This is a genomic window from Candidatus Neomicrothrix sp., assembly GCF_035329545.1.
GTDB lineage: Bacteria > Actinomycetota > Acidimicrobiia > Acidimicrobiales > Microtrichaceae > Microthrix > Microthrix subdominans.
Map to the genome: position 1 here is coordinate 324228 of NZ_DAOLGP010000001.1, position 22189 is coordinate 346416.

Here is a 22189-nt window from a genome sequence, read left to right on the forward strand (position 1 = left end):
GAACCGAACTGAACCGAACCGAACCGAACCGAACCGAACCGAACCGAACTGATCGTGGGGTACCTCCGAGGCATCGGAGGACTCCGCACCCGTCAGGGGGCGTCGGCGATCAGCTTGAGCAGCGCGTCGCCGAAGAGGTCGGCCTTGGTGGGGCCGATACCGCGGATATCGAGCAGTTGGCTCCTGGTGAGGGGGCGCACGCTGGCCAGGCGGGTCAGCACGTCGTCGGTGAGGATGACAAACGCCGGCTTTTTGGCGGCCCGGGACTGCTCGAGGCGCCAGGTACGGAGTGTGGCAAACAGCTCGGCGTCGGTACCGGTGAGCCCGGCCTTGGTCGACGGTGCCGGCCGACGCTGTCCGCTGGTGGGTGCCCGGCGGGGCCGACGATGCTCGACGCCGTTGAGGAAGTCGAGCGCCTCCTCGACCGGTTCGAGGAAGGCCGAGGGCTTGCGACGCATCTCCCGGGTGCCGGTGGTGCGCTTCTCGGCTCGATGGATCACCAGTTCCTCCTCGGCCCGGGTGATCGCCACATAGAACAGGCGTGTCTCCTCGGCCAGCTCGGCCTGGGTTTCGGCGAAGTGGATCGGGATCAGCCCCTTCTCCACACCGGCCAGGTGAACCACCGGCCACTCGAGGCCTTTGGCGGCGTGGAAGGTGGACAGTTCCACCGCATCGGAGTCGGCGCCACCGGCGTCGGCCAGGCTGGAGCGCAGCCAGGCGCCAAACCCGTTGGGGGTGCCGGCCGGGTCGAGGTCGAGGTACTCACGGCCTAGGCGCACCAGCTCGTCCAGGTTGGCGAGACGCTCGGCGGTGAGGTGTTCGGGAGCGATGCGACCCGACCTCGGCCGGGGGGTTTCGGGGACCCGTTCATCGGAGGTCCAGTCGCCCAGCGCCCGTTCGCCGGCAGGTCGGTCGCGAGGTGAGGGATCCTCGGCGCCGTCGAACTCGTCGAACTCGTCGAACTCGTCGGACTCGTCGAAGCCGGCATCGTCGTCGGCGTCTTCGGATTCGGGATCCAGAGCCCGATCGGCTCGCTCGATCTGGGGGCGCAACTCGCGCAGCTCCCGGGCCAGATCGCCGATCCAGGTGCCTACCTCTCGCGCCCGACGCAAGCTGCGCAGCGCGTCGCTCACCTCGGGTTGGTCGAGCAGCCCGCCGCCACCCCGGGTGCGATGGGGGATGTCGGCGGAGCTCAAAGCCTGGGTGAGCGGGGTGAGCTGGGCATTGGTGCGGACGAGCACGGCCAGGTCGGCCCAGCGGCGGCCGGGACGATGGGCAGCGCGTAGCTCCCGGGCGATCTGGCGGGCCTCCTGGATCTCGTCCGGGTGCACCGAGACGGTGGGGATGGCGCCGTCGGGGCGGGTGGGCACCAACGCCGCCCCCCGCTGGTCGCTACCGTCGCTCAGCACGGCGTTGGCGACGGTGATGATCTGAGGCGACGAGCGGTAGTTGCGGGTGAGCGTGACCGTGGCCGCATCGTCGAAGTAGCGATCCATCTCGACCAGGTAGCCCGCATCGGCGCCGTTCCAGGCGTAGATGGCCTGGTGGGGGTCGCCGACGACCGTGAGGTGCGCGCCCTCGCCCATCCAGGCGGACAGCAACTGGAACTGGCGGGGGTTGACGTCCTGAAACTCGTCGACAAAGAGGAACCGGTTCATCCACTGGCGGCCGGAGGCGTACACCGGGTCGGCGCGCAGATCGCGGGCGGCCAGGCGCAGCAGGTCATCAAAGTCGACCACCCGCTGGCGACGCTTGTGATTGACGTAGGCCGCCATCAGCTCCGCCACCCGTTGCGGGTCATAGGGCGGGTCCCGTCGGGCCGCCGTGGCCGCCGACGGATACTCCTCCGGATCGACGCAGCGGGCGTTGGCCCACTCGATCTCGCCCATCAGATCGAGCAGCGCCGTGCGGGAGCGCTCACCGCTGACGCTGCGGATCATACCCAGCTTGGAGGTGACCAGCTCGGGCGGGGTGATGCCCCGTTCGGCCCAGCGCTGGCGCAGCTGTGCCCAGGCGATCGAGTGGAAGGTGCCTGCCTGCACCCCGTCTCGCAGGCCGAGCTGACCCAGCCGGCTGCGCAGCTCGGAGGCCGCCTTGCGGGTGAAGGTCACCGCCAGCACCGCACGGGGATCGATCGCCCCGGTTGCCGATTGATAGGCGATGCGACGGGTGAGCACCCGGGTCTTGCCCGACCCGGCTCCCGCCAGGATCCGCAGGTGGTGGGCCTCGTGGGTTGCCGCCTCGCGCTGCTCGGGGTTCAGCCCGGCAACCAGGGCCGCCGGCTCGTTGGACGCGTCGCTCACCCGGGCGATCGTACCGGCCGGGCGTGACACCCAAGCCGTGGCGGGTTCCGCCCGCACTCGACCAGCGTCCATCGTTCGTCCGGTGTCTGCAGATATCGTGATGGGGAACTCTCGGAGCGAACGTGGCCTATCCATCCAAGCTATTGCAGCCCCATGAAGAGATCGTGCTCGACCTTTATCCGCACTGGAAGTACCTGTTTGGGCCCACGGTCGTCCTGGTGGGCGGCATCGTCGTCGGCTTCGCTGCACTTTCGTGGGACCGTCCGATCCAGGTCGTTCTCGGGTTACTGGTGCTGGTCGCTTTGGGGTGGTTCCTGCGCCGCTTCGTCTTGTGGCGCACCACCAATTTTGTGTTGACCACCGACCGATGCATCTACCGGTCGGGCGTGCTCGTCGCCTCGGGCGTCGAGATCCCGCTGGAGCGGATCAACACGGTGTTCTTCCAGCAGACCCTGTTTGAACGGCTACTCGGCGCCGGCGACCTGGCGATCGAGTCAGGCGGGGAGACGGGCAAGGAGTTCTTCCAGGACATCCGTGACCCGCCGGCGGTGCAACATGAGATCTACGCCCAGATGGAAGAGAACGAGAACCGCAAGTACGACCGCATTGGCAGGGAGGCGGCCGAGGGGGCGAGGGCCCACGGTGGGACCACCGTCCACACCGGTCCGCTGAGTGTCGCCGAACAGCTGGAGAAGCTGGCCGAACTCCACGAGCGAGGTCGGCTGACCGACGAGGAGTTCGACGATCAGAAGGCCCGCTTGTTGGCGTGAATGGGGCAACCGCCCGGAGCGGGGTGGTGAACAGCGAAGCGTCCACGTTGGGCAGTTCTCATGGGGACCCTGGGACGGCAACCTGAGGGTTAGGCGCCGTCGGGCCCAGCGGCCAGGTCTGGTGACCAGACCAGGTCCCAGCGGTCGCCGCAGCCGCTGCAGCGGTAGATCAACGCGATGCCGTCGCTGATCTCGTCGGGCTCACCATCGAACGAGTCGCCTGAGGGGACGGCGGCCAGGTCGTCGGAGTCCCATGGATCGAGGTTGGCCGACGCCGAGGTCGACGGCGCCGAGTCGCCGTCGGGGTCGGAGGCCGCCGGGTCGGTGGGATCGAACAACAGGTGGGCCTCGAACCCACAGTCCACGCAGGTGATCACTTTGGGCGGGCGAACAGGGTCGTGCACCACCCCGACGCTACCCGGTGATCCGCCGGGCGCCGTCGGAGGCCCGCACCAGCCAGGCGGTCGACCCGACCCCGGAGAGGTTGCTGCCCGGGCGGGCGAGTGCCACGACGCATCCACCGAAGCCGGCGCCGGTCAGCCGGGCCCCGAAAACCTCCGGTCGGGCGGACAGCGCGACGACCAATTCGTCGAGCTGGGACACCGAGACCTCGAAGTCGTCGCGCAGTGAGGCGTGGCTGGCCTCCATCAGCTCGCCGGCGGTCGTCGGATCGTCCGTGGCGAGCGCGGCGGCGAAGCGTTGCACCCGGTCGCACTCGCTACGCACGTGGCGGGCGCGTCGCCTCAGCACCGGATCGGGGATCGACTCGATGTCGTCAAGGTTCGCCTGGGCCAGCGGGCCCACCAGCTCGGCGGCGGACTCGGTGGCCGCCCGGCGTTCGGCGTAGGCCGAGTCTGCCAGCCGGCGCTTCACCCCGGAGTGCAGCACCCACACCTCGACCGTGTCGGGGATGACCACCGGCTGGTACCGCTCGGTGGCGCAGTCGATGAGCAGTGCGTGTCCTGTCGTGCCGGCAGCGATCGCCAGCTGGTCCATGATCCCGCACGGCACACCGGATGCTGCGTGCTCGGCCCGCTGGCCGAGCCGGGCCAACTCGAGCGGGGACCCGTCGAAGCCCAGGGCCAGGGCGACCGCCAGCTCGAGGGAGGCAGACGACGACAGCCCTGCCCCAACCGGCAACGTGGTAGTGATCTCGCCGTCGCCGCCGACTGTGGCGCCCACCTCGATCGCCGCCGCAGCGACGAAGCGACCCCACGACGGCTCGAGGTCGCTCAGCGACCGAGCGACCGATGCGGCGACGGGGAGGTCGAGCGAGAGGGGTCGGCGACGGCCGGACCGCAGCCGCAGGTGGGTTCCACCGCGGTCGAACCTCACGGTGGTGCCCAGGTCGATGGCCATCGGCAGCACCAGCCCTCCGGCGTAATCGGTGTGGTCGCCGATCAGGTTGACCCGCCCGGGTGCCCAGGCGACGACCGTGTCGGGTGAGCCCGCTGCGTGGACAGCGGTCGCCGTGTTGTCCCCGTTCGCCGTGTTGTCCCCGTTCGCCGTGTTGTCGTGGCCCCCTGCGTCGGCACCGCCCATGGCCGAGCAACTTAGTCACCCATGCCCTCGCGCTGCTCGACCGCAGTAGCTTCGGATCGTTCACCAGCGGGGAGGTCGGACATCAAGGGCGAAGGACCAGCGATCGGCTTCTACGGGGCGGGACTGATCGCCATGCTGCACGGGTTTCAGCTGGAACAGAGCCCGCTGCCCTATCGGATGGGCCCGATCTACGACACCGACCCAAAGCGAGCTGAGCGTTTCGCCGAGGATTTCGGAGGTACGGCGGTGAACGACCCCGGCGAGGTCGTCGTCGCCGACGCCGTGTTCGTGTGCACCTGGACCAGCGAGCACCGCCAGTTGGTCGCCCGCTGCGTCGAGGCCGGTCGCGCGGTCTTTTGCGAGAAGCCGCTTGGGGTGGATGTGAATGACGCCCGGGCGGTCTCTGCGCTGGTCGAGGGTTACGACCGTCCGACGATGGTTGGGCTGGTGCTGCGTTCGTCACCGGCGATGCTGGCCGTGCGCGAGCTGCTCGCCGGGGCCCTGTCGCCGGGCGAGGCCGGATCGCCGGAGGGCGTGGGGGCCGTGATCTCGGTGGTGTTTCGAGACGATCAGTTTCTGCCAAACCAGGGCATGTACGGGTCCAGCTGGAGGACCGACCGGGCCAGGGCCGGCTCGGGCGTGCTGTTGGAGCATTCGATCCACGATCTGGACCTGATCGAGTGGCTGTTCGGTCCGGTGCGATCCGTCTCGGCGCTCGACACCCACATCGCCGGGGTGGATGGCATCGAGGACTCGGTGGCGGCGACCTTCCGCCTCGCCGCCGGTGGGACGGTGTCACTGACGTCGGTCTGGCACCAGGTGCTCAGCCGGCCGTCCCAGCGCCACCTGGAGATCTTCTGTGAACGGGCGATGATCGAGGTGCTCGACGACTTCGACGGCCCGGTGAACTTCACCGGCCCCGAGGCCGATGCAGCGACGATCTCGCTGGCGGGTGCCGAGCTGACGGCGTGGTTGGACGAGCGGGGGGTCGACACCCGCAGCGCCGAGACCAAGTTTCTCGCTGCCCTCGGCGGGGAATCGCCACGGCTCGACCCCGGGTTTGAACACGCGCTGCGCGCCCACGTCATCGCCGACTCCGCCTACGCGTCGATCGCTGCCGGTGGCGGGGCGGTCGAAGTGCCCTGCATGGGCTGAACCGCGAGCGCTCAGCTACGGTCCCATCCATGAGCGCCTACCCATACGCCGATCGATTCCCCGTCAACCGCACGCTGCCCGAGCAGGGTCGCGATCCGGGCGAGATCATCGATGAGTTGCGCACCTTGGCCACCGAGGAGGACTCCTTCTGGGAGGACGGCAAGGTGTCGGGCACGATGTACTGCGGCGACCACGACCACTACGAGTTTCTCAACGAGGCGTTCGGCCTGTTCGCCCACGTGAATGCGCTGCAGCGCGATATCTGCCCGTCGGCCACCCGCTTCGAGGGCGAGATCATCGCGATGACCCTCGACCTGTTTCACGCCGAGGCGGTCACCGACGGCACGCCCGTTGGCATCGTCACCTCGGGTGGCACCGCGTCGATTGCCCACGCGATCCTGGCGTACCGGGAGGCCGGTCGGGCGCGTGGCATCACCAACCCCAACATCGTGAAGGCCGAGACGGCGCACCCGGCCTTTGGCAAGGCGGCTCAGCTGTTCGGTCTCGAGGACCGCACCGTGCCGATCGACCCGGTGAGCACCAAGGCCGACATGGATGCGCTGCGCGCCCAGATCGACGAGAACACGGTGGCCATCATCGGTTCGGCCTGCAACTACGGCTACGGCACGATCGACCCGATCGGCGAGATGTCCGAGTTGGCGGTCGAGCGCGGCATCGGCCTGCACGTCGACGGCTGCCTGGGTGGGTTTATCCTGCCGTTCGGTCAGGATCTGGGCTACCCGTTCGAGGTGTTCGACTACCGCCTGCCGGGCGTGACGTCGATGAGCTCGGACACCCACAAGTACGGCTACGGGCTGAAGGGCTCTTCGGTGGTGACCTTCCGCGACACGGCGCTGCGGCGGGGCCAGTACTTCTACGAGACCGAGTGGACCGGTGGAAAGTACTGCTCGCCGTCGATGGACGGGTCGCGCAGCGGTGGCCTGCTGGCCGCCACCTGGGCGTCGATGGTGAAGCTGGGGCGCGAGGGCTACTTGAAGTACGCCAAGGAGATCTTCGGGACGGCCGACAAGATGATCGCAGCGGTGCGCTCGCACCCCGAGCTGAGGATCATGGGCGACCCCACGTTCCTGTTCAGCTTCACCTCCGACGAGTTCGACATCTACCACGTCAACGACTGCATGAAGCTGCGGGGCTGGCGCTTCAACGGCCAGCAGTACCCCAACGCCATCCACATGGCGGTCACACGGCCCCAGACCCAGGAGGGCGTGGCCGAGGCGTTCGCCGCCGACCTGGCCCAGGCGGTGGAGTACGCCAAGGAGCACAAGGACGGCGAACCGGACAGCGCCGCGATCTACGGCGGCATCCCCGGTGGCATGACCAGCGACGTTGACGAGTTCATCCGCGACATCATGGCCAACATGATGGACGAGCAGCAGGGCGTCCCCCCGGTCTCGTGACCCGGCCGTCCCTGGCCATCGGGGTTGATGTCGGTTCCACCAACGTCAAGGTGGTGGCCGTCTCAGCAGACGGATCGCTGCTGGCCCACCAGCAGCGATCGCTGGCGAGCGACGAGCGGCCACCGGTCTGCGAGCAGGACCCCGAGCAGATCTGGGAAGCGGTGCTCGAGGGCGTCGCAGCGTGCGTCGCCGAGGTCGCTCCGGCGCCTGCGGGCCCTGCGCCGACGGTGGCGATCGGGGTGGCCAGTCAGTACTCATCGACGGTGCCGGTGCGCGCCGACGGCGCCCCGACCGGGCCGGTGGTGATGTGGGGGGACCGGCGGGGCACCGACGCCTGCCGCCGGCTGCTCGCCACACCCGGGAACTTCGAGCTGTGGGTGGAGCGCCACGGCATTCCCCCGATCGGTGGCGGGCTGAGCTTGGGCCACGTGTTGCACCTCATCGGCGAGGATCCCCACGGCGACTCCCGTTTCGTTGAGGTGATGGACTACGTCACCGCACGCCTGACCGGCCGGGTGACCGCCACCCGCCACACCATGTTCACCACCCAGCTGTGTGACAACCGCAGCGCCGCCGCATGGGCGGCCGGCGACGCTTCGCAGCCCGATACTGCGAACGCCACCACCGCTGCGCTGCGCTACGACCCCGAACTGCTCGCCGCCTCCGGCATCGATCCGGCACGGCTGCCCGAGCTGGTCGCACCCGACCGGCCGGTGGGCGAGGTGACCCCGGAGGTTGCCGCCCGGCTCGGTGTGGCCGCCCGCTCGACCGTGGCCACCGGGATCAACGACACCGCAGCCGCAGCGCTCGCGACCGGAGCCGCCGCCCAACGTGATGGCACCCAGCTTGACGCCGATCACGGCGATGCCGCCCGCCTCGGTGTCGACAGCGATGACGCTGTCGACCTCGATGATGGCGCACCGCAAACCGGTGTGATCGCCGGGTTGGCTATCGGCACCACCGCAGTGTTGGTGACCTCGGCACCTGGCAAGGCCGAGGACCTCGATCACGAGATCCTCTCCATGCCCGCGCCCGACGGCGGCTACCTGGTGATGGCCGAGAACGGGCTGGGTGGCCGGGTGCCCGAGGCGTTCCTGGCCCTGCTCGATGGTGCCGGTGCCGTTGCGGCGGGCCAGTTTGCAGAGGCCGAGGTTGCGCTGGCCTCGACCGAGCCCGGCGCCGGGGGAGTGCTGTGCCTGCCGTGGTTGGCCGGCTCGATGGCACCGGCCGGCAGCGACACCGCCCGGGGCGGATTGGTCGGCGTATCGCTGGCCACCACGCGGTCGCAGTTGATCCGGGCGACATTCGAGGGCGTTGGTCACAACCTGGCCTGGTTGCTCCGCCACGTCGAGGCGTTTATCGGCGAGACCATCGTCGAGCTGCGCCTCACCGGCGGGGGTGCCGAAGTGGCGGGTTGGCCTCAAGTGATCGCCGATGTGGTCAACCGTCCGGTGCGCGTCGTCGCCGACCCGTCGGTGGCGGTCGCCCGAGCGGCGGCGCTGCGGGCGTTGGCTCAGGTTTCGGACCGAAGCGCGGCTCCGGCGGAGTCCGCTTCACCAGAGCCGGTCCTGTCGTCCAACCCGGAGACTCGTGCGGTGTACGACGGTCATCAGCGGGCCTTCGAAGCCACCTTCGAGGCCCTGGGGCCGGTCTGGAACCTGTTGAGCTCCTCGTAGCTCGTCGGCTCAGCCCTTGGTGGTGGTCGTCGAACTTCCCGCACCATCCGAGTTGAGAATGGCGACGATGTAGGTGGTTCCACTGATCTCGCCGACGGTGACCGAGCCGGGGTATGAGCCTCCGAGATCCACCGATCCCAGGAAGTTCGAGCTGCCGCCGGCGCTCTTCTTGGAGGACGGGTCCAGCGAGGAATCACCGGCGTAGAAGTCGAGCGCGTCGCTGCCGGACTCCTTCGTCGAAAACACGCCGACCATGGTCCCCGAGGAGGAGCCGCCCAGGGAGCCCGAACCGGCGGGGTCGGTCTTTTTCGGCAGTGGAAAGTCCGATGGCCATCCAGGCGGCAGGTCGCCGCTGAGCGACACCGAAACCTCGCCGGCCGGAGTCGAGATCGAGAAACCATCACTGGACTTGGAGGTGGACACGGACGACCGGTCGGTCGAGGCCGAAGTCGAGGTCGAGTCGCTCGAGCACGCCCCGAGCCCGGTGGCGGCCAGGGTGGCGATGAGGATGGCGGTGGCGACGTTGCGCATGAAGCTCCTTGACAGAGGGGGGCAGATACTCGGCTCGAACCTACAAATGCGCCTCGGAGGCGGCATCGCCCAGATGGGGTGATCCAGAACCCTTCAGGTCACGATCGAACCATTCCGACCGACGCATCTGGAGCCCGATCACGACGTGGCATCACGGCAGGTTGGCATTGGCATCAACGTCCCAATCAGCCAGTACGGGTGACGACCCGCACCGGGCTCGTACGTATCGTGCTTCGTGGCGGTCCATCGAGACCTTCGGTGCCCGTCATGCCATCTGAGGAGGGAAACCTGGTGTCCAGGCTTCCGTCCTCGGCATCCAACCACCGAGAGGATTCTCATCATGTCCGACAAGCCCGTCACCGTCGCCGTAGCGACCTACGCCAGCAAAGCGCTGGCCGAGCAGGATTTCGACACCATTCACGGGGTGAAGCACGCAGGCCAGATCGATCACCTCGCGGTCGCGGTCGTCCAGAAGGAGGCCGACGGGACGCTGAGCATCGACCGGCACAACACGAGTGCCAAGCATGCCGCCTGGGGTACCGGTGTACTCGGCGGTGCGCTGACGGTCATCTCCGCACCGTTGGGGATCGTGTTTCTCGGCCCGGTCGTTGCGACGGGGGCGGTCTGGGCAGGCGTCGGTGGCCTGGCGGGCCACTTCTGGAAGAACATCCCCAAGGACGAGGTCCGTAAGATGGGGGATCTGCTCGAGCGTGGCGCCGCCGGACTTGTCATCGTCGCGGTCAACCCCCAGGGCATCGACGTCGAGGGTCTGCTGACGAACGCAGAGAGCGTGGTCGCGTCGACTGGGGTCGGTGATACCGAGGGTGCACTGGACCAGGCGTTTGAGGCCGCTGAGGCATAACCACCCAGAGGGCGACGTCCGCCATGTCCCCTTTGGGACCGGCGGGTAGCGTCGCCCTCATGCGCGAACTACGCCAGAATTGGATCCGTACGGGGTCTCGGAAACAGGCGCCGAGGGGCCTGGCGGTGCTGCTGATGTGCGGTCTCGGGCTTCTCGGCGCATGTTCGTCCGATTCGACCGTGGCATGGGCCGATATCGAGACCAGCCCCGGGGCCGAGGCGTACGATGGTCCGGTCGAGCGAGTCCTCGACGACCGGTTGTCCAGTCGGCTTGCTGAGCAAGACCTGGAATTTGTCGACTCGCGTGTGGAGTACCTGCCGCCCGGGGTCAACTGGAACCAGCACCTGGCGTGGCGCAGCGGGCACGCAGCCGGCCTGACCGAGCGTTCCGACCGGTTGGACCTTCCCGAGCCGGACGCACCGGTGCTGGAGACCGCCTACTCCAACGGCACCTCGACACTGTTTGTCATCGGCAGGGCCGACGATGCGGGCGAGCGTTTGGTGGTGCTGACCGCGCTGGCACTTGCTGGCTGAGCCGGGCCGGTTCAGGCGATGACGATGATCTGGTCGGCGGGGGCGAGATCGAGCATCGTCGACACCGTCGGGCTGAGGATGGCGGTTGCACCCTCCGTCGATGCCGGCCGCCAGCCGATCGCCAGCATCCCGGCCGCCTGTGCCGTGATCACCACGTCACCGAAGCTGACCGTGCCCACCAGAGCGAGGTCCTCGGCCGTCACGAGCCGCAGCGACGGGCCGGCCGAGGCGTAGAGCGCAAGAAAAACCAGACGGCGCTCCGGCTGCTCGGCCAACTGGGCCATGAAGCGGCCTGCGATGGCGTCGCTCACGATGTACTCGTCTGCACCCGACTGACGGGCCAGATCGACGTTGTCAGCGTCGCGCAGCTCCACGATGACCCTGGGTGGTGGCCCGGGGCGGTTCTGCAGCTCCTTGCGCAGGAGCATGAGCGCCAACAGCGTCCGGCTGTCCGCCTCCCCGGCGCTCAGCCCGCGGACGTAGCCGAGCAGCACGATGGAGGTCGCCCGCGCGCCCTCGGCATCGGCCAGCTCCCACGAAAGACGAGGGCTGGGCGTCAATCTGATGTCCAGCTCGGTCGATGCCGGCACCTGGATCTCGTCGGCGTCGAAGAGGTCGGGGTCGTACACGATCTCGGCCGAAGAGCCGGGCGTGCTGACCTCGGCGACGGATGCGATCAGCGTTGCCCCGAGAGCGTTCCACCCGACGACCACCAGGTGCTCCTCGGGGCGCTCGTCGGCGGGTCCAACCTGGGCTCGTTGCGGTTGCACCTCGTCGGCGAACGGTGCTGTGGCCGTCGTCGGTGGGGCCTCGTGATCGCGAATTGTCACGAGGCGGTCGCCAGACTCCGGGATCGACCTGGCGGCGGGGTTCAGCCGGACTGCGCCGTCGTCGCCGATCAGGCCGATCGGTCGTAACCCGTGGAAGCGACGCACGATCTCCCCGAACGGCACCCCCACGACATCGGACGCATCGATGAGGTCGATGCCACACCCGCGAGCGTCCATCAGCTCGTCGACCACTTTGCTCATGCCCGGGTCGCGGAGCATAAAGGAGGTGAGGCGGGCGATGGTCACCGTCGTCACGATTGGATGGACCGACTCGCCACAGGCGCGTGCGAGACGTTCGGCCATCGCCACCTCCCTCAGCTCGGCGACGATCGGCATACGACCGAACCCGCCGGCGGCCGAACCAACGGCCAGCACCGCCTTGACCACGTCGGTGTCATTTTCGGCGTCGTCGTCGGCCACCACGATGACGGCTCGGGCCTCTCGAACACGCACCATCGACAGGTCCGAGACCCGGTCGGTTTTCCCCGACCGAATGACGAGGTGGCTGCCGTGAAGGCGGGCCCGGTGTGTGCCAACCGACTCGCGTAGCTCCCGAGGTTCGCAGTCGGCCAGCACCACGATGACGTTGCGGGCCCGGTCCCGACCGGCGATGGCCAACTGCTCGATCAGCTTGGGGAGGCGCGCAGACGTTCCCAGGATCACGATGTGACCCGATTCGACCACGGTGCTCTTGCCGCGCTGCATCTGCTCGACCCGCTGTTCCACGCCGCTGGCGATCAGGCCGATCAGCGTGCCGGCGAGGAGAAGGCCCGCCAGCGTGACGATCAGCGCCAACGCCCTCGGGCCCCAACCCGTGTCGGCCGCCATCGTGCCGGTGTCGAGCGTTCGCAGAAGGCTCTGCCAGACGTCCTCGATCCAGCTGGTGTTCTCGCTGTCGGCGAACGTGAGCCCGAAAATCGTCAGCAGGGCCGAGCTGATCACGACGAGGACGGCGGTTGCGGCCCCAAGCCACAACAGCACCGCCCAGACCCCGCGCGACAACAGGTTGTCCATCCGGTACCGGAGGCGTGCGCCAACGCGAGCGAACGTTGCGCCCTCGGGGTCGGAGCCGTCGTCTCGCATCATTGGCCCCACTTCATGTCGTGGAGAAACCTAGCCGGAGATCGCTCGCTGTGGATCGAGTGATCTGGCAGACCAGGACGGAACGACGGGGGTTCTTCAGGCCGTTCCTCGAGGTCATCGCCCTGCCCACGAAGCGACTCAGCGGCTCGCCGAGTACCTGCCGGTCGTGTGATCGAGATGGAGCTGCACGCCGCCACTGGGCAGCCCGGCCTGGCGCAGGGCGAACTTACGGAGCCGGAACCAGGCGGTGCGCTCGATGTCGTCGACCACATGGACGATGGAAGGCCGCTCGGTGAGCGGGAGGCAGCTGAGCGCATTTGAGAGCTTGGCCGCATCGAGCTCGTGATCGCCGGACAGGGTGACTGCGGCGACGGCCACCTCCGCGTCGGCGTCGGCCCCCACCCGGTCCGCAATGACGCCGTAGGCGGCGGCCAGCGACACCTCATCGAGCTGGCCGAGGGCGTCCTCGATCGGCACCGACGGCACCGGACCCTGTGCGGTGTGGATCACCGCCGGGACGTGATCGTCCAACCAGAAATCACCGTCCTCATCCCTGTGAAACAGGTCGTCGGTGGCGATCCACGAATCGTTGCGGCGGAAGAGGCCCCGGAGCGGGGTAACGGCCATGATGCCGCTGGCTCGACGAGCTTGGGCCAGGAGGACCCCGGTCTCGCCGACGTCGCACTCGACGGCAAACCCGTCGGGCCCCTCGATCAGGCGCTCGCCGAGGACGTCGTAGCGGGCCAGACGGACCTCGGCACTGCCCGGTAGCGGCCGCCCCTTGGCGCCGACCTTGCGGCCGTTGAGGTTGACCAACACCGCAGAGCCCTCCGTCGAGGCGTAAAACTCCAGCACGGTGGCCGGGGCGAAGCGGGCCATGACCTGCTTCCACAGCCCGGCGGGCATGCCGGAGCCGATGAACATCCGGACCGGATGGTGCCGCTCGGCGGGATCCGGCGGCGCCTCGACCAGATCGCGAACCAAGGTCCAGGTGTAGGACACGATGGTCACGCCGTAGCGCCGAACCTCGTCCCAGAACGTGGCCGGATCGAAGTGGATCGCAAGGGCCAGCCGGGAACCGCCGGCCACCGCCCCGCCGATGCTGGTCAGCAGGCCGCTGGGGTGGTGGATCGGCGTGACGCTGTACACCGTGTCCCGAGACGACAAAGCTGCGGCCGATGCGGTGCCGAACGCCGACAGCGCCCAGCGTCGGTTGGTGATGTGGTTGATTCGGATCTTGTCGCCCCCGCCGGTGAACAGGATGAACGCCAGATCCTCGGCCCGTCCCGGGTTGGCCAGGTACCAGGCCGGGATTCGCACTGCGTCGGGGTCGATCCGCTCCATGTCGGTGACCGTTGGGCCGAGGTCCCGTTCGTCGCCGCCGCCCCCCAACACGAAGACGGGCACCGAGGTGGCGGCCGCGGCCAGCGCCCCGTTCTCGGGGTCGGCGACGATGCGGTCCACCTCGCCGAGGCGCACCTCGCGGGCGATGTCGGGGCCGGGGCGCAACATGACGGCGATGGCCCCCAGTCGACTGAGGGCCGCCACCGCGGCGAGGCCGGACGGACGGGTGCCCATGAGTACCCCCACGTGTTCACCTTGGCGCACCCCAACCGAGATCAGCCCCCGCACCACGTTGTCGATGCGGACCTTGGCGTCGCCGTAGGTGTGGCTGCGGCCCTCGAACAGGAAGAAGGGGTCGTCGCCGTGGCGGGAGGCCTGCTCATCGAGCAGCGTGCCCATCGAAATGCGGGTGTTGTGGTCGACCTGCTCCAGGCGGGCCAGCCTGGGGAGCTGGCCGATCGCCTGGCTCCCCAGGCTCTGCACGGTCCTACCGGTGTCGACGACGGTGCCGACCGCCGTGCAGGCCATGTTCAGGCCCACGGTTGTCGCCAGGTTCAGGTTGAACGCGGCCCGTTCGGAGGAGGGCACCGCATCTGTTTGTGACTGGACGCCGTCGCCGGCAGGAGCGATGTTGCCCGGCTGCTCCCCGTGGCCGTCCCGCCAGAGAGCCCACGCCGCCACCGTCGGCCAAGTGACGGTGGCGGCCTTGCTGCCCACCACCAGTCCGAAGTGACCGGCCCGCATCGACGTCTCGTAGATCTCGGCCCGAGGAGCGGCCTTGTGCACCGCCCGCACGGCGGCGGTCGGGGCGATCTCGTCAACCTCGCCGATGAAGGTCAGCACCGGCACCGAGATGTCCGCCAGGGTGACCGTGCGGTCCTCGATGACAAAGCCGCCCTGCAACATCCGGTTGTGCTCCACGAACTGACGCATGAAGTCGGCCAGCGCCGGTGCGGGCCAGGCCACCCAACCATCGCCCATGAGAAAGCGCCGTTGCCGTTCCCGGGGCAGGAGCGCCTCCCGGTCGTGCAGCTGGGTGACAAAGTCGATCCGGGACCGTAACGACTTGAGTGGGTCCATCAGCTTGAAGCCGAGGCTGGACGCCCAGGATGGCAAACCCCAGAACTGCAGGTTGTCGGCCAACAGGCCGAGCACGCGTCCGGCCACCTCCTCGGGGATACCGAAGGGAATCATGCCGCTCGTATCGGCGGGGCTGCCGAAGGTCACCACCGAGGTCAGCCCGGCGCTGCGGCGATAGGCCGCAGCCTGGTAGCAGAACATGCCGCCCTGGCTGTAGCCGCCGAGGTGCACATCCCGACCCGTGACCTCCCGCACCCGGTCCACGGCATCGCTGACCGCCAGGACGTGGTCGGTGAGGGTTCGCTCCAGCCCGCCCTCCTCCTTTTCGGGTGCGCCGAAGTCGACCACCCACGGGTCGACACCGGCCGCAGCAAGGTGGGCCACGGCGCTGATCCCGGGAGCGACGTCGTAGACGTCGGCCGACAACATCAGCGGCGGCACCAGGACCACCGGCGGCCGGGCCAAGCGCTGGGCCTTGGTGTTGGGCACCAGAGCGGGGAAGTAGCGACGGAGCCGGTAGTTACGCTGCTCGCAGGTCACTTCGAAGGGCGAGGGCTCCTCATCGGTCTCCAGACCGCCGAACCGGGCCACCTCCATCACGTTCTGGGCCGCCGCTCCGAGCCGGTTGGCAGTCTCGATGAGAAACGTGGGCGACAGCTCCATCGCCATATTCTGGTTCAGGCGCGCTGACGGGCCAGGAACAACAGATCCTCCATGCCGGCCTCGATGCCATCGCTCAGCACCTCGAGGTCCTCGCAGCTGTCGAAATCGCCGGTGATGCCGAAGTACACCGTGCCGTCGTAGCTGAACATGGCGACGCCGACGCGTACCTGCCCGGCGAGCGGGACATACGGGTACACCGCCACCATCCTGCGGCCCACCGAGTACAGCGGCAGCTGGGGCCCGGGCACGTTGGTCGTCACCGTGTTGACGTTGCGTTGGGCGCCCCGGGCGACCACCCGTTCGCTGAGGGCGAGCACCATCGGCGGGGTGAAACCGGCCATCGAGGTGAGTGCCTCGCCGGCCACCGCCTGCTTGGAGTCCTTCAGGTCCGACATCTGGGCCGACATCGCTGACAGTGTCTCCCCGGGGTCCTCCAGCATCACCGGGAGCTCGGCGAACATCGCGGACACCTTGTTCTCCATCGTGCCGTCGCCGGTCGCCATTTCGCCATCGTCCCGTGGTCGGATCGACACCGGTACGAGGGTGCGCACCACCCGGTCGGTCGACTCGCCTCGCGACCGCAGCAGCGCGCGAAAGCCGCGGGTGACCGTGGCGAGCACCACGTCGTTGAACGATCCCCCCAGCGCTCCCCGAACCTTCTTGATGTCGTCGACCGACACCGAGGTCCACACGTAGCGGCGGTGTGGGCCGATCGGCCCGTTCAGGCTGCTCTCCGGTGTCGCCGAGAGGACGCCGGTCAGCGAGCTGAGCCCGGCCCCGATCTCTTTCAGATGGTCGAGTGCCTGTCGGGGTACCCGGGTGGCAGCTCGTAAGGCCCGCACCTGCTCATAGGGGCTGCGCACCAGGTCGGCGACGGCCTCGGTCGCCAGCTCCACGTTGCCCGGTGCCGGGCGGGGCGACCAGGCCGACGGTATGGGCTCGACCACGTCAGGCGAGACGTCCAACATCGTGGCCAGCAGTTCGGCGCCGGACACGCCATCGACCATGGCGTGGTGCACCTTGGAGACCAGCGCCCACCGGTCGTCATCGAGGCCCTCGACGATCCAGATCTCCCACAGCGGACGGGCCCGGTCGAGCTGCTGGGACATCAGCCGGGCCACGAGCAGGCGCAGCTGTTCGTCGCCACCGGGAGACGGCAGCGCGGTGTGGCGCACGTGATAGTCCACGTTGAAGTGTGCATCGTCCACCCACACCGGACGGCCCAGGTCGAAGGGCACGAATCGGGCGATCTGGCGATACCTGGGGATGTCGTCCAGCTTTGATTCGAGCAGCGCCCGTACCTGCTCGAACGGGGGTGGAGGCCCCTCGAAGATCGAGGTGCTTCCGATGTGCATGTGGGCAAACTCGTTCTCCAGGTGCAGAAACGAGGCATCCAGCGGGCTCAGGCGTTCGGTCGTCGTCATCGTTTCCCCCAAAGGTGGCGGCCCCCTCAGGCCAATCGCCTCAGCATAGGGTGAGAAGCCGCAGCGGAGTCACGGAAGATCGTCGACCGGGTCGGCGCCGCTGCGATGCAGGATCCATGCGGCGGCGACACCGCTGATGGCACCGAACAGGTGCCCGCTGAAGGACACGCCATGGCGGGGGATCAGCCCCCACAGGAGCGAGCCGTAGAACAGGCCGATCACCAGGGCGCCCAGAATCCACGACAACTTCTGGGCGATGAACCCCCGGGTGAGCAGGTAGGTGAGGTAGCCGAACACCAGGCCGCTGGCGCCGATCTGCACCGAGTTGGACGTGCCGAAGAGCCACATGCCCAGCCCGCTGCCCGCCATGACGATGGCGGTGACCAGGATGAACTGACGCAGTCCTGCGTAGGCGACGACAGCGCCGAGCACGAGAAAGGGCAGCGTGTTGGCGATGAGATGGCCGAAGCCGGCGTGGAGGAACGGGGCGAAGACGATGCCGGGAAGGCCGGCCAGCTCGCGCGGGTGCACCCCGAAGCGGTCGAGGCGGCCACGAAGGGGGATGTCGATGACCTCGACGACCCACATGATGGCGAGCATGACGACGACGGGTGCGACGGGACGCAGCCAGGTGGGCACCTCAGCGAGCGGCCCACCTTCGGCAGCGGACCCTGCAGGGGTGATCGAGGAGGGGTCGGTCGCCATCGGGCCCAGTGTGGCAGGCCGGTACCCGCCGAAGGGCCCGCCCGCCACTCGACGGCCTATCGTGTCGCCGATGGGACGGGTTACTGAAAGCGAACTTCCGGGCGTCGGTGCGCGGTTCGACCTCACCACCGACAACGGCGATCAACTGGGGGTGGTGGTCCACCGCAGCGGCCGTCGGGACTTCGCCATCTACGACAAGGACGACCCCGATGCCTGCCGGGCGCAGGTACACCTCGAGGAACACGAGGCCCGAGACCTGGCCGAACTGCTCGGCGGTAGTCGCCTGTCCGAGGAGGCGGCCCGGTTGCGTACCCAGGTGGCCGGCATCACGCTCGACTGGCTCACGGTCGAGCCGGGCGCCCCCTGGGCCGGGATCACCGTGGGAGCGGCCGATGTGCGCTCGGTGACCGGCGTGTCGATCGTGGCGATCATCCGAAACGGTGAGCCGTCGCCGTCGCCCGGCCCGGAGGATCACTTCGAGGTGGGTGACACCGTCTTCGCCATCGGCATGCCCGACGGCCTCGAGGTGCTCGCAGCACGCCTGAGCAGCTGATGTTTCAGTGAACCAGATCCTTCTTGCGTCGGCAGGAGCCGACGTCGCCCGAGCGTTCATCGAGCTGGGTGTCCTCCTCATCGGCCTGGGGCTCCTCGCACGGCTGTCGTATCGCATCGGCATCAGCCCGATCCCCGCCTACCTGGCCGCCGGGTTGATCTTCGGGACGGGCGGGCTGATCGAGCTGAACTTCGCCGAGGACTTCATCGACCTGGCGTCGGAGATCGGCGTGCTGTTGTTGCTGTTCGTCCTCGGGCTGGAATACACCGGCGCCGAGCTGACCGACGGGCTGAAGAACGGCTGGCGGGCAGGCTTCGTTGACGTCGCCCTCAACTTCACCCCCGGCTTCGCAGCCGGCATGTTGCTCGGCTGGGGGCCCGTCGGCGGTCTGATGCTGGCCGGCATCACCTACATCTCGTCATCGGGGGTGGTGTCCAAGCTGCTGTCGGACCTGGATCGCATGGCCAACCGGGAGACCCCGGCGGTGCTGGCCGTGCTCGTGTTCGAGGACCTGGTGGTCGCCGCCTACCTGCCGGTGCTGGGCGTGTTGTTGGTGGGCGGGTCGCTGCTGTCCGGTGCGGTCTCGGTTGGGGTGGCGCTGTCGGTCACGACGCTGGCCCTGGTGATGGCGATCCGGTTCGGCGGTCCCATCAGCAAGGTGATGGCGTCGCGATCGGACGAGGCGTTGCTGTTGAGCGTGATGGGGGTCATCCTGGTCGTCGGCGGCCTGGTCGAGCAGGTGCAGGTGTCCTCGGCGATCGGTGCGTTTCTGGTGGGCATCGCCCTGTCGGGCGAGGTGCGGGCCCGGGCCGAGCGAATGCTCGTGCCGCTGCGTGACCTGTTCGCCGCCCTGTTCTTCGTGCTGTTCAGCCTGCGCATCGATCCGAGCGACCTGCCGCCGGTGCTGGTGACCGCAGCGGTCCTCGCCGTCGTCACGACGATCACCAAGATCTCGACCGGTCGCTTCGCCGCCGGTCAGCTTGGCGTGGGCCCCAAGGGGCGCGATCGGGCGGGGATGGAGCTGGTCGCCCGGGGTGAGTTCTCGATCGTGATCGCCGGCCTGGCCGCCGGCACCGCCGTCGATCCGGCGCTGCCCCCGACCGCCGCCGCCTACGTGCTGATCCTGGCCGTGCTCGGCCCACTGCTGGCCAAGTTCAACCCGCCGATCCCCAGCCTGGCCAGCATGAAGGAACTGTTGAACCAACGTCGCGACCGCGAGGGCGCCGTCACACCTTGACCGGCCGGTCAACCGCCGGTGAGCATGTGGCGATGAGTGGACCTCTGAACGGAATCAAGATCGTCGAGATCGCCGGTATCGGCCCGGCGCCCTTTGCGGCCATGATGCTGGCCGACATGGGCGCCGACATCGTGCGCATCGACCGGGCCGGCAACGTCTCGGGCGGCAGCCCCGAACTGCCGCCGGGTGATCTGCTGACACGCGGTCGCCGCTCGGTCGGGGTCGACCTGAAGTCACCGGAGGGGGTCGAGGTGGTGCTTCAGCTGATCGAGACTGCGGACGCTTTCCTCGAGGGGTTCCGCCCAGGCGTCGCCGAGCGGTTGGGCATCGGCCCGGACGAGGCGCTGGCCCGCAACCCCAAGCTGGTCTACGGACGCATGACCGGCTGGGGCCAGGACGGGCCTTACGCCCCGATGGCCGGTCACGACATCAACTACATCGCCCTCGCCGGCGCCCTGGCGCACCTGGGTCGGGCGGGGGAGGCCCCAACCCCGCCGATCAACCTGGTCGGCGACTTCGGCGGTGGCGGCATGCTGATGGCGCTCGGGCTGTGCGCGGCGCTGCTCGAGACGGGCCGCTCGGGTGAGGGCCAGGTGGTGGACGCGGCCATGGTCGACGGCACCGCCAGCTTGATGACGATGATCTGGTCGTTCCAGGCGATGGGCATCTGGACCGACGAGCGGGGCACCAACATGTTGGACACCGCCGCCCACTTCTACGACACCTACCGCACCGCGGATGACAAGTGGGTGTCGATCGGGTCGATCGAGCCGCAGTTCTACGCCGAGCTGTTGCGCCTCACCGGCCTGGAGGGCGAGGACCTGCCCCACCAGATGGACCAGACCGCCTGGGCCGAGCTGAAGGACAAGCTGCGGGGCGTGTTCGCCGCCAAGACCCGGGCCGAGTGGATGGAGATCATGGAGGGCACCGACGTGTGCTTCGCCCCCGTGCTGACGATGTCCGAGGCCGCCGAGCATCCCCACAACGTTGCCCGGGGCACGTTCACCGAGGTGGCCGGCGTCACCCAGCCGGCGCCGTCTCCGCGTTTCAGCCGGACGCCGGGCAAGATCCGGCGCCCGCCGCCCCACGCGGGCCAGCACACCGACGAGGTGCTCGCCGAATGGTTGGGCGCCGACACCGCCAAGGTAGCCGAGCTGCGAGCGGGCGGCGCCGTCGCCTGAGCCCGAAGTGGTTTGGGGCTGGCTCAAATGTGTCTCCGGGCCACTGGGGCGGCTCCAAGACACATTTGAGTCGAACCGATCCGGTGAGCAGAACGTTAAACCGGGCGCAGGGCGGTAACCTGCGCCGCCGTGTCGACCCTCGTGTGTTTTCATGCCCATCCTGACGACGAAGCGATCGCCACCGGGGGCACGATGGCCCTGGCGTCGGCCGCCGGGCATCGCGTGGTGCTCATCGTCGCCACCGACGGGGAGCTGGGCTTTACCGTGCCCGGCGCCGCCGAGACGACCGAGGAGCTGGGTTCCCACCGGCGGGCCGAGACGCAGGCGGCAGCGGCCATCCTCGGCGTTCACCGGGTGGAGTTCCTCGGCTACCACGACAGCGGGATGGCCGGGGAGGACACCAACGACCACCCGGCCTGCTTCGCTCAGGCCGACGTCGATGAGGCCGCCGAGTGGGTGGCGGCGATCCTGGCTGAGGAGCGGGCCGACGTGTTCACCATCTACGACGATCACGGCGGCTACGGCCATCCCGACCACATCGCCGTGCACAACGTCGGCACCCGTGCCGCCGAGCTGGCCGAGGTGCCCAGCGTGGTGTGGGCCACGATGAACCGGGACAAGATCCGCGAGCAGATGGCGGGTGCCGCAGAGATCGTTGCCCAGCTTGAGAAGCCGATGGACGGCGACCCTCCCAAGATGGACGAGGACATGGGCAGCCCCGAGTCGCTCATCACCCATGGGATCGACGTCTCATCTGTGATTGACGCCAAGCGGCGGGCGATGGTGGCCCACAGCAGTCAGATCGCCGCGGATTCCTGGTTTCTCAAGATGCCCGAGGAGATCTTCGTCATGGCCTTCGGCCATGAGTGGTTCGTCGACCCGGCCGACCCTCGCTCGGCGGGGTCGCCGATGATCGATCACCTGCTGTGAGCGTGTCGTCGATCCACGCCAACTTTGCGTGGGTGGTGATCTTCGCCAACGCCATCGCCGGGGTGTGGTCGCTGGGTGCACACCAATGGGCCGCCCTGCGGGTGCGGGCTCTGTGGTGGTTCATCATCGCCGCCGAGGTGACGATCTTCATTCAGGTGGCGCTCGGGGTCGCCAACCTGGCCGGCGGCCGGGCGCCTGGCAACGACTTCCACATCTTCTACGGGTTCGTGGCCCTCATCACCGTCGGGATCCTCTACGGCTACCGCAACCAGCTGCGGGCCTACGCCTACCTGCTCTACGGGTGGGGCAGCCTGTTCTTGATGGGGCTGGCGATCCGGGCACTGCTGCTGGCATAAGCGGCGGCAGGGG

19 protein-coding genes are annotated in these 22189 nt (G+C 68.5%); 11 read left to right on the forward strand and 8 right to left on the reverse strand.

All coding sequences use genetic code 11. From position 1 onward, the window contains the following. Positions 1 to 92: 92 nt before the first annotated feature. The gene (locus PKD89_RS01390) at positions 93 to 2303 is read right to left on the reverse strand and encodes an ATP-dependent DNA helicase UvrD2 (RefSeq protein ID WP_289012186.1); all 2211 of its coding nucleotides are present in this window, start codon (positions 2301 to 2303) and stop codon (positions 93 to 95) included. Positions 2304 to 2425: 122 nt separating this feature from the next. Between PKD89_RS01390 and PKD89_RS01395 the strand changes: the two genes are divergently transcribed. Then, complete coding sequence (locus PKD89_RS01395; RefSeq protein WP_289012185.1) at positions 2426 to 3073, forward strand: PH domain-containing protein; 648 nt, start codon at positions 2426 to 2428, stop codon at positions 3071 to 3073. Positions 3074 to 3162: 89 nt separating this feature from the next. Here PKD89_RS01395 and PKD89_RS01400 read toward each other — a convergent pair whose 3' ends face one another. After that, positions 3163 to 3477 carry a hypothetical protein gene (locus PKD89_RS01400; RefSeq protein ID WP_287377389.1) on the reverse strand — a complete coding sequence of 105 codons (315 nt, stop codon included), beginning with the start codon at positions 3475 to 3477 and terminating at the stop codon, positions 3163 to 3165. Between the two features lie 10 nt (positions 3478 to 3487). Further along, entirely contained in the window at positions 3488 to 4615 is a 1128-nt protein-coding gene (locus PKD89_RS01405) for a galactokinase (protein ID WP_289012184.1), read from the reverse strand. Positions 4616 to 4636: 21 nt separating this feature from the next. On the opposite strand from PKD89_RS01405, the gene PKD89_RS01410 reads away from it, so the two are divergent. From PKD89_RS01410 to PKD89_RS01420, 3 genes are read left to right on the forward strand one after another with little or no spacing between them, the layout of a single operon-like run. Next, complete coding sequence (locus PKD89_RS01410; RefSeq protein WP_289012183.1) at positions 4637 to 5770, forward strand: Gfo/Idh/MocA family protein; 1134 nt, start codon at positions 4637 to 4639, stop codon at positions 5768 to 5770. 29 nt (positions 5771 to 5799) lie between these two features. After that, positions 5800 to 7188, forward strand: coding sequence for a pyridoxal phosphate-dependent decarboxylase family protein (locus PKD89_RS01415; protein ID WP_289012182.1), 1389 nt, complete (start codon positions 5800 to 5802; stop codon positions 7186 to 7188). Continuing rightward, positions 7185 to 8864 carry an FGGY family carbohydrate kinase gene (locus tag PKD89_RS01420; RefSeq protein ID WP_289012181.1) on the forward strand — a complete coding sequence of 560 codons (1680 nt, stop codon included), beginning with the start codon at positions 7185 to 7187 and terminating at the stop codon, positions 8862 to 8864. Before PKD89_RS01415 ends, PKD89_RS01420 begins: the two co-directional genes overlap by 4 nt. A gap of 9 nt (positions 8865 to 8873) precedes the next feature. Here the strand turns inward: PKD89_RS01420 and PKD89_RS01425 are convergent, their stop codons facing one another. After that, the gene (locus tag PKD89_RS01425) at positions 8874 to 9395 is read right to left on the reverse strand and encodes a hypothetical protein (protein WP_324332229.1); all 522 of its coding nucleotides are present in this window, start codon (positions 9393 to 9395) and stop codon (positions 8874 to 8876) included. A gap of 340 nt (positions 9396 to 9735) precedes the next feature. On the opposite strand from PKD89_RS01425, the gene PKD89_RS01430 reads away from it, so the two are divergent. Together PKD89_RS01430 and PKD89_RS01435 are read left to right on the forward strand one after the other, a co-directional pair. Continuing rightward, positions 9736 to 10257 carry a hypothetical protein gene (locus PKD89_RS01430; protein WP_287377409.1) on the forward strand — a complete coding sequence of 174 codons (522 nt, stop codon included), beginning with the start codon at positions 9736 to 9738 and terminating at the stop codon, positions 10255 to 10257. A gap of 179 nt (positions 10258 to 10436) precedes the next feature. Beyond that, on the forward strand, positions 10437 to 10790 hold the full coding sequence (locus tag PKD89_RS01435; RefSeq protein ID WP_287377412.1) for a hypothetical protein: 354 nt from the start codon (positions 10437 to 10439) through the stop codon (positions 10788 to 10790). A gap of 11 nt (positions 10791 to 10801) precedes the next feature. Here the strand turns inward: PKD89_RS01435 and PKD89_RS01440 are convergent, their stop codons facing one another. From PKD89_RS01440 to PKD89_RS01455, 4 genes are all read right to left on the reverse strand, one after another. Next, entirely contained in the window at positions 10802 to 12703 is a 1902-nt protein-coding gene (locus tag PKD89_RS01440) for a CASTOR/POLLUX-related putative ion channel (protein ID WP_324332230.1), read from the reverse strand. A gap of 138 nt (positions 12704 to 12841) precedes the next feature. Next, a complete protein-coding gene (locus tag PKD89_RS01445; RefSeq protein WP_289012178.1) occupies positions 12842 to 15790 on the reverse strand; it encodes an AMP-binding protein in 2949 nt (982 codons plus the stop codon). Positions 15791 to 15804: 14 nt separating this feature from the next. Beyond that, complete coding sequence (locus tag PKD89_RS01450) at positions 15805 to 17214, reverse strand: wax ester/triacylglycerol synthase family O-acyltransferase (RefSeq protein WP_287389426.1); 1410 nt, start codon at positions 17212 to 17214, stop codon at positions 15805 to 15807. A 69-nt stretch (positions 17215 to 17283) separates the two neighbouring features. Continuing rightward, entirely contained in the window at positions 17284 to 17919 is a 636-nt protein-coding gene (locus PKD89_RS01455; protein ID WP_287389424.1) for a rhomboid family intramembrane serine protease, read from the reverse strand. A 70-nt stretch (positions 17920 to 17989) separates the two neighbouring features. On the opposite strand from PKD89_RS01455, the gene PKD89_RS01460 reads away from it, so the two are divergent. From PKD89_RS01460 to PKD89_RS01480, 5 genes are all read left to right on the forward strand, one after another. Then, positions 17990 to 18472, forward strand: coding sequence for a cation:proton antiporter regulatory subunit (locus PKD89_RS01460; RefSeq protein WP_289012177.1), 483 nt, complete (start codon positions 17990 to 17992; stop codon positions 18470 to 18472). Between the two features lie 7 nt (positions 18473 to 18479). Then, positions 18480 to 19709, forward strand: coding sequence for a cation:proton antiporter (locus PKD89_RS01465; protein WP_289012176.1), 1230 nt, complete (start codon positions 18480 to 18482; stop codon positions 19707 to 19709). Between the two features lie 32 nt (positions 19710 to 19741). After that, positions 19742 to 20890: a CaiB/BaiF CoA transferase family protein gene (locus PKD89_RS01470; protein WP_289012175.1), complete on the forward strand. Its 1149-nt coding sequence runs from the start codon at positions 19742 to 19744 to the stop codon at positions 20888 to 20890. A gap of 129 nt (positions 20891 to 21019) precedes the next feature. Continuing rightward, a complete protein-coding gene (locus PKD89_RS01475) occupies positions 21020 to 21820 on the forward strand; it encodes a PIG-L family deacetylase (RefSeq protein ID WP_287389420.1) in 801 nt (266 codons plus the stop codon). Further along, positions 21817 to 22176 (forward strand): hypothetical protein, encoded by a 360-nt coding sequence (locus PKD89_RS01480; protein ID WP_287377437.1) that lies wholly within the window; start codon positions 21817 to 21819, stop codon positions 22174 to 22176. Before PKD89_RS01475 ends, PKD89_RS01480 begins: the two co-directional genes overlap by 4 nt. Positions 22177 to 22189: the final 13 nt, after the last annotated feature.

What these genes read in the sequence shown, in the direction of transcription:
- PKD89_RS01405 (WP_289012184.1), bottom strand. Translation starts at nt 4,615, where the DNA reads ATGGGCGGTGCCGACGCAGGGGGCCACGACAACACGGCGAACGGGGAC.
- PKD89_RS01410 (WP_289012183.1), top strand. Translation starts at nt 4,637, where the DNA reads ATGCCCTCGCGCTGCTCGACCGCAGTAGCTTCGGATCGTTCACCAGCG.
- PKD89_RS01415 (WP_289012182.1), top strand. Translation starts at nt 5,800, where the DNA reads ATGAGCGCCTACCCATACGCCGATCGATTCCCCGTCAACCGCACGCTG.
- PKD89_RS01425 (WP_324332229.1), bottom strand. Translation starts at nt 9,395, where the DNA reads ATGCGCAACGTCGCCACCGCCATCCTCATCGCCACCCTGGCCGCCACC.
- PKD89_RS01430 (WP_287377409.1), top strand. Translation starts at nt 9,736, where the DNA reads ATGTCCGACAAGCCCGTCACCGTCGCCGTAGCGACCTACGCCAGCAAA.
- PKD89_RS01440 (WP_324332230.1), bottom strand. Translation starts at nt 12,703, where the DNA reads ATGCGAGACGACGGCTCCGACCCCGAGGGCGCAACGTTCGCTCGCGTT.
- PKD89_RS01445 (WP_289012178.1), bottom strand. Translation starts at nt 15,790, where the DNA reads ATGGAGCTGTCGCCCACGTTTCTCATCGAGACTGCCAACCGGCTCGGA.
- PKD89_RS01450 (WP_287389426.1), bottom strand. Translation starts at nt 17,214, where the DNA reads ATGACGACGACCGAACGCCTGAGCCCGCTGGATGCCTCGTTTCTGCAC.
- PKD89_RS01455 (WP_287389424.1), bottom strand. Translation starts at nt 17,919, where the DNA reads ATGGCGACCGACCCCTCCTCGATCACCCCTGCAGGGTCCGCTGCCGAA.
- PKD89_RS01460 (WP_289012177.1), top strand. Translation starts at nt 17,990, where the DNA reads ATGGGACGGGTTACTGAAAGCGAACTTCCGGGCGTCGGTGCGCGGTTC.
- PKD89_RS01470 (WP_289012175.1), top strand. Translation starts at nt 19,742, where the DNA reads ATGAGTGGACCTCTGAACGGAATCAAGATCGTCGAGATCGCCGGTATC.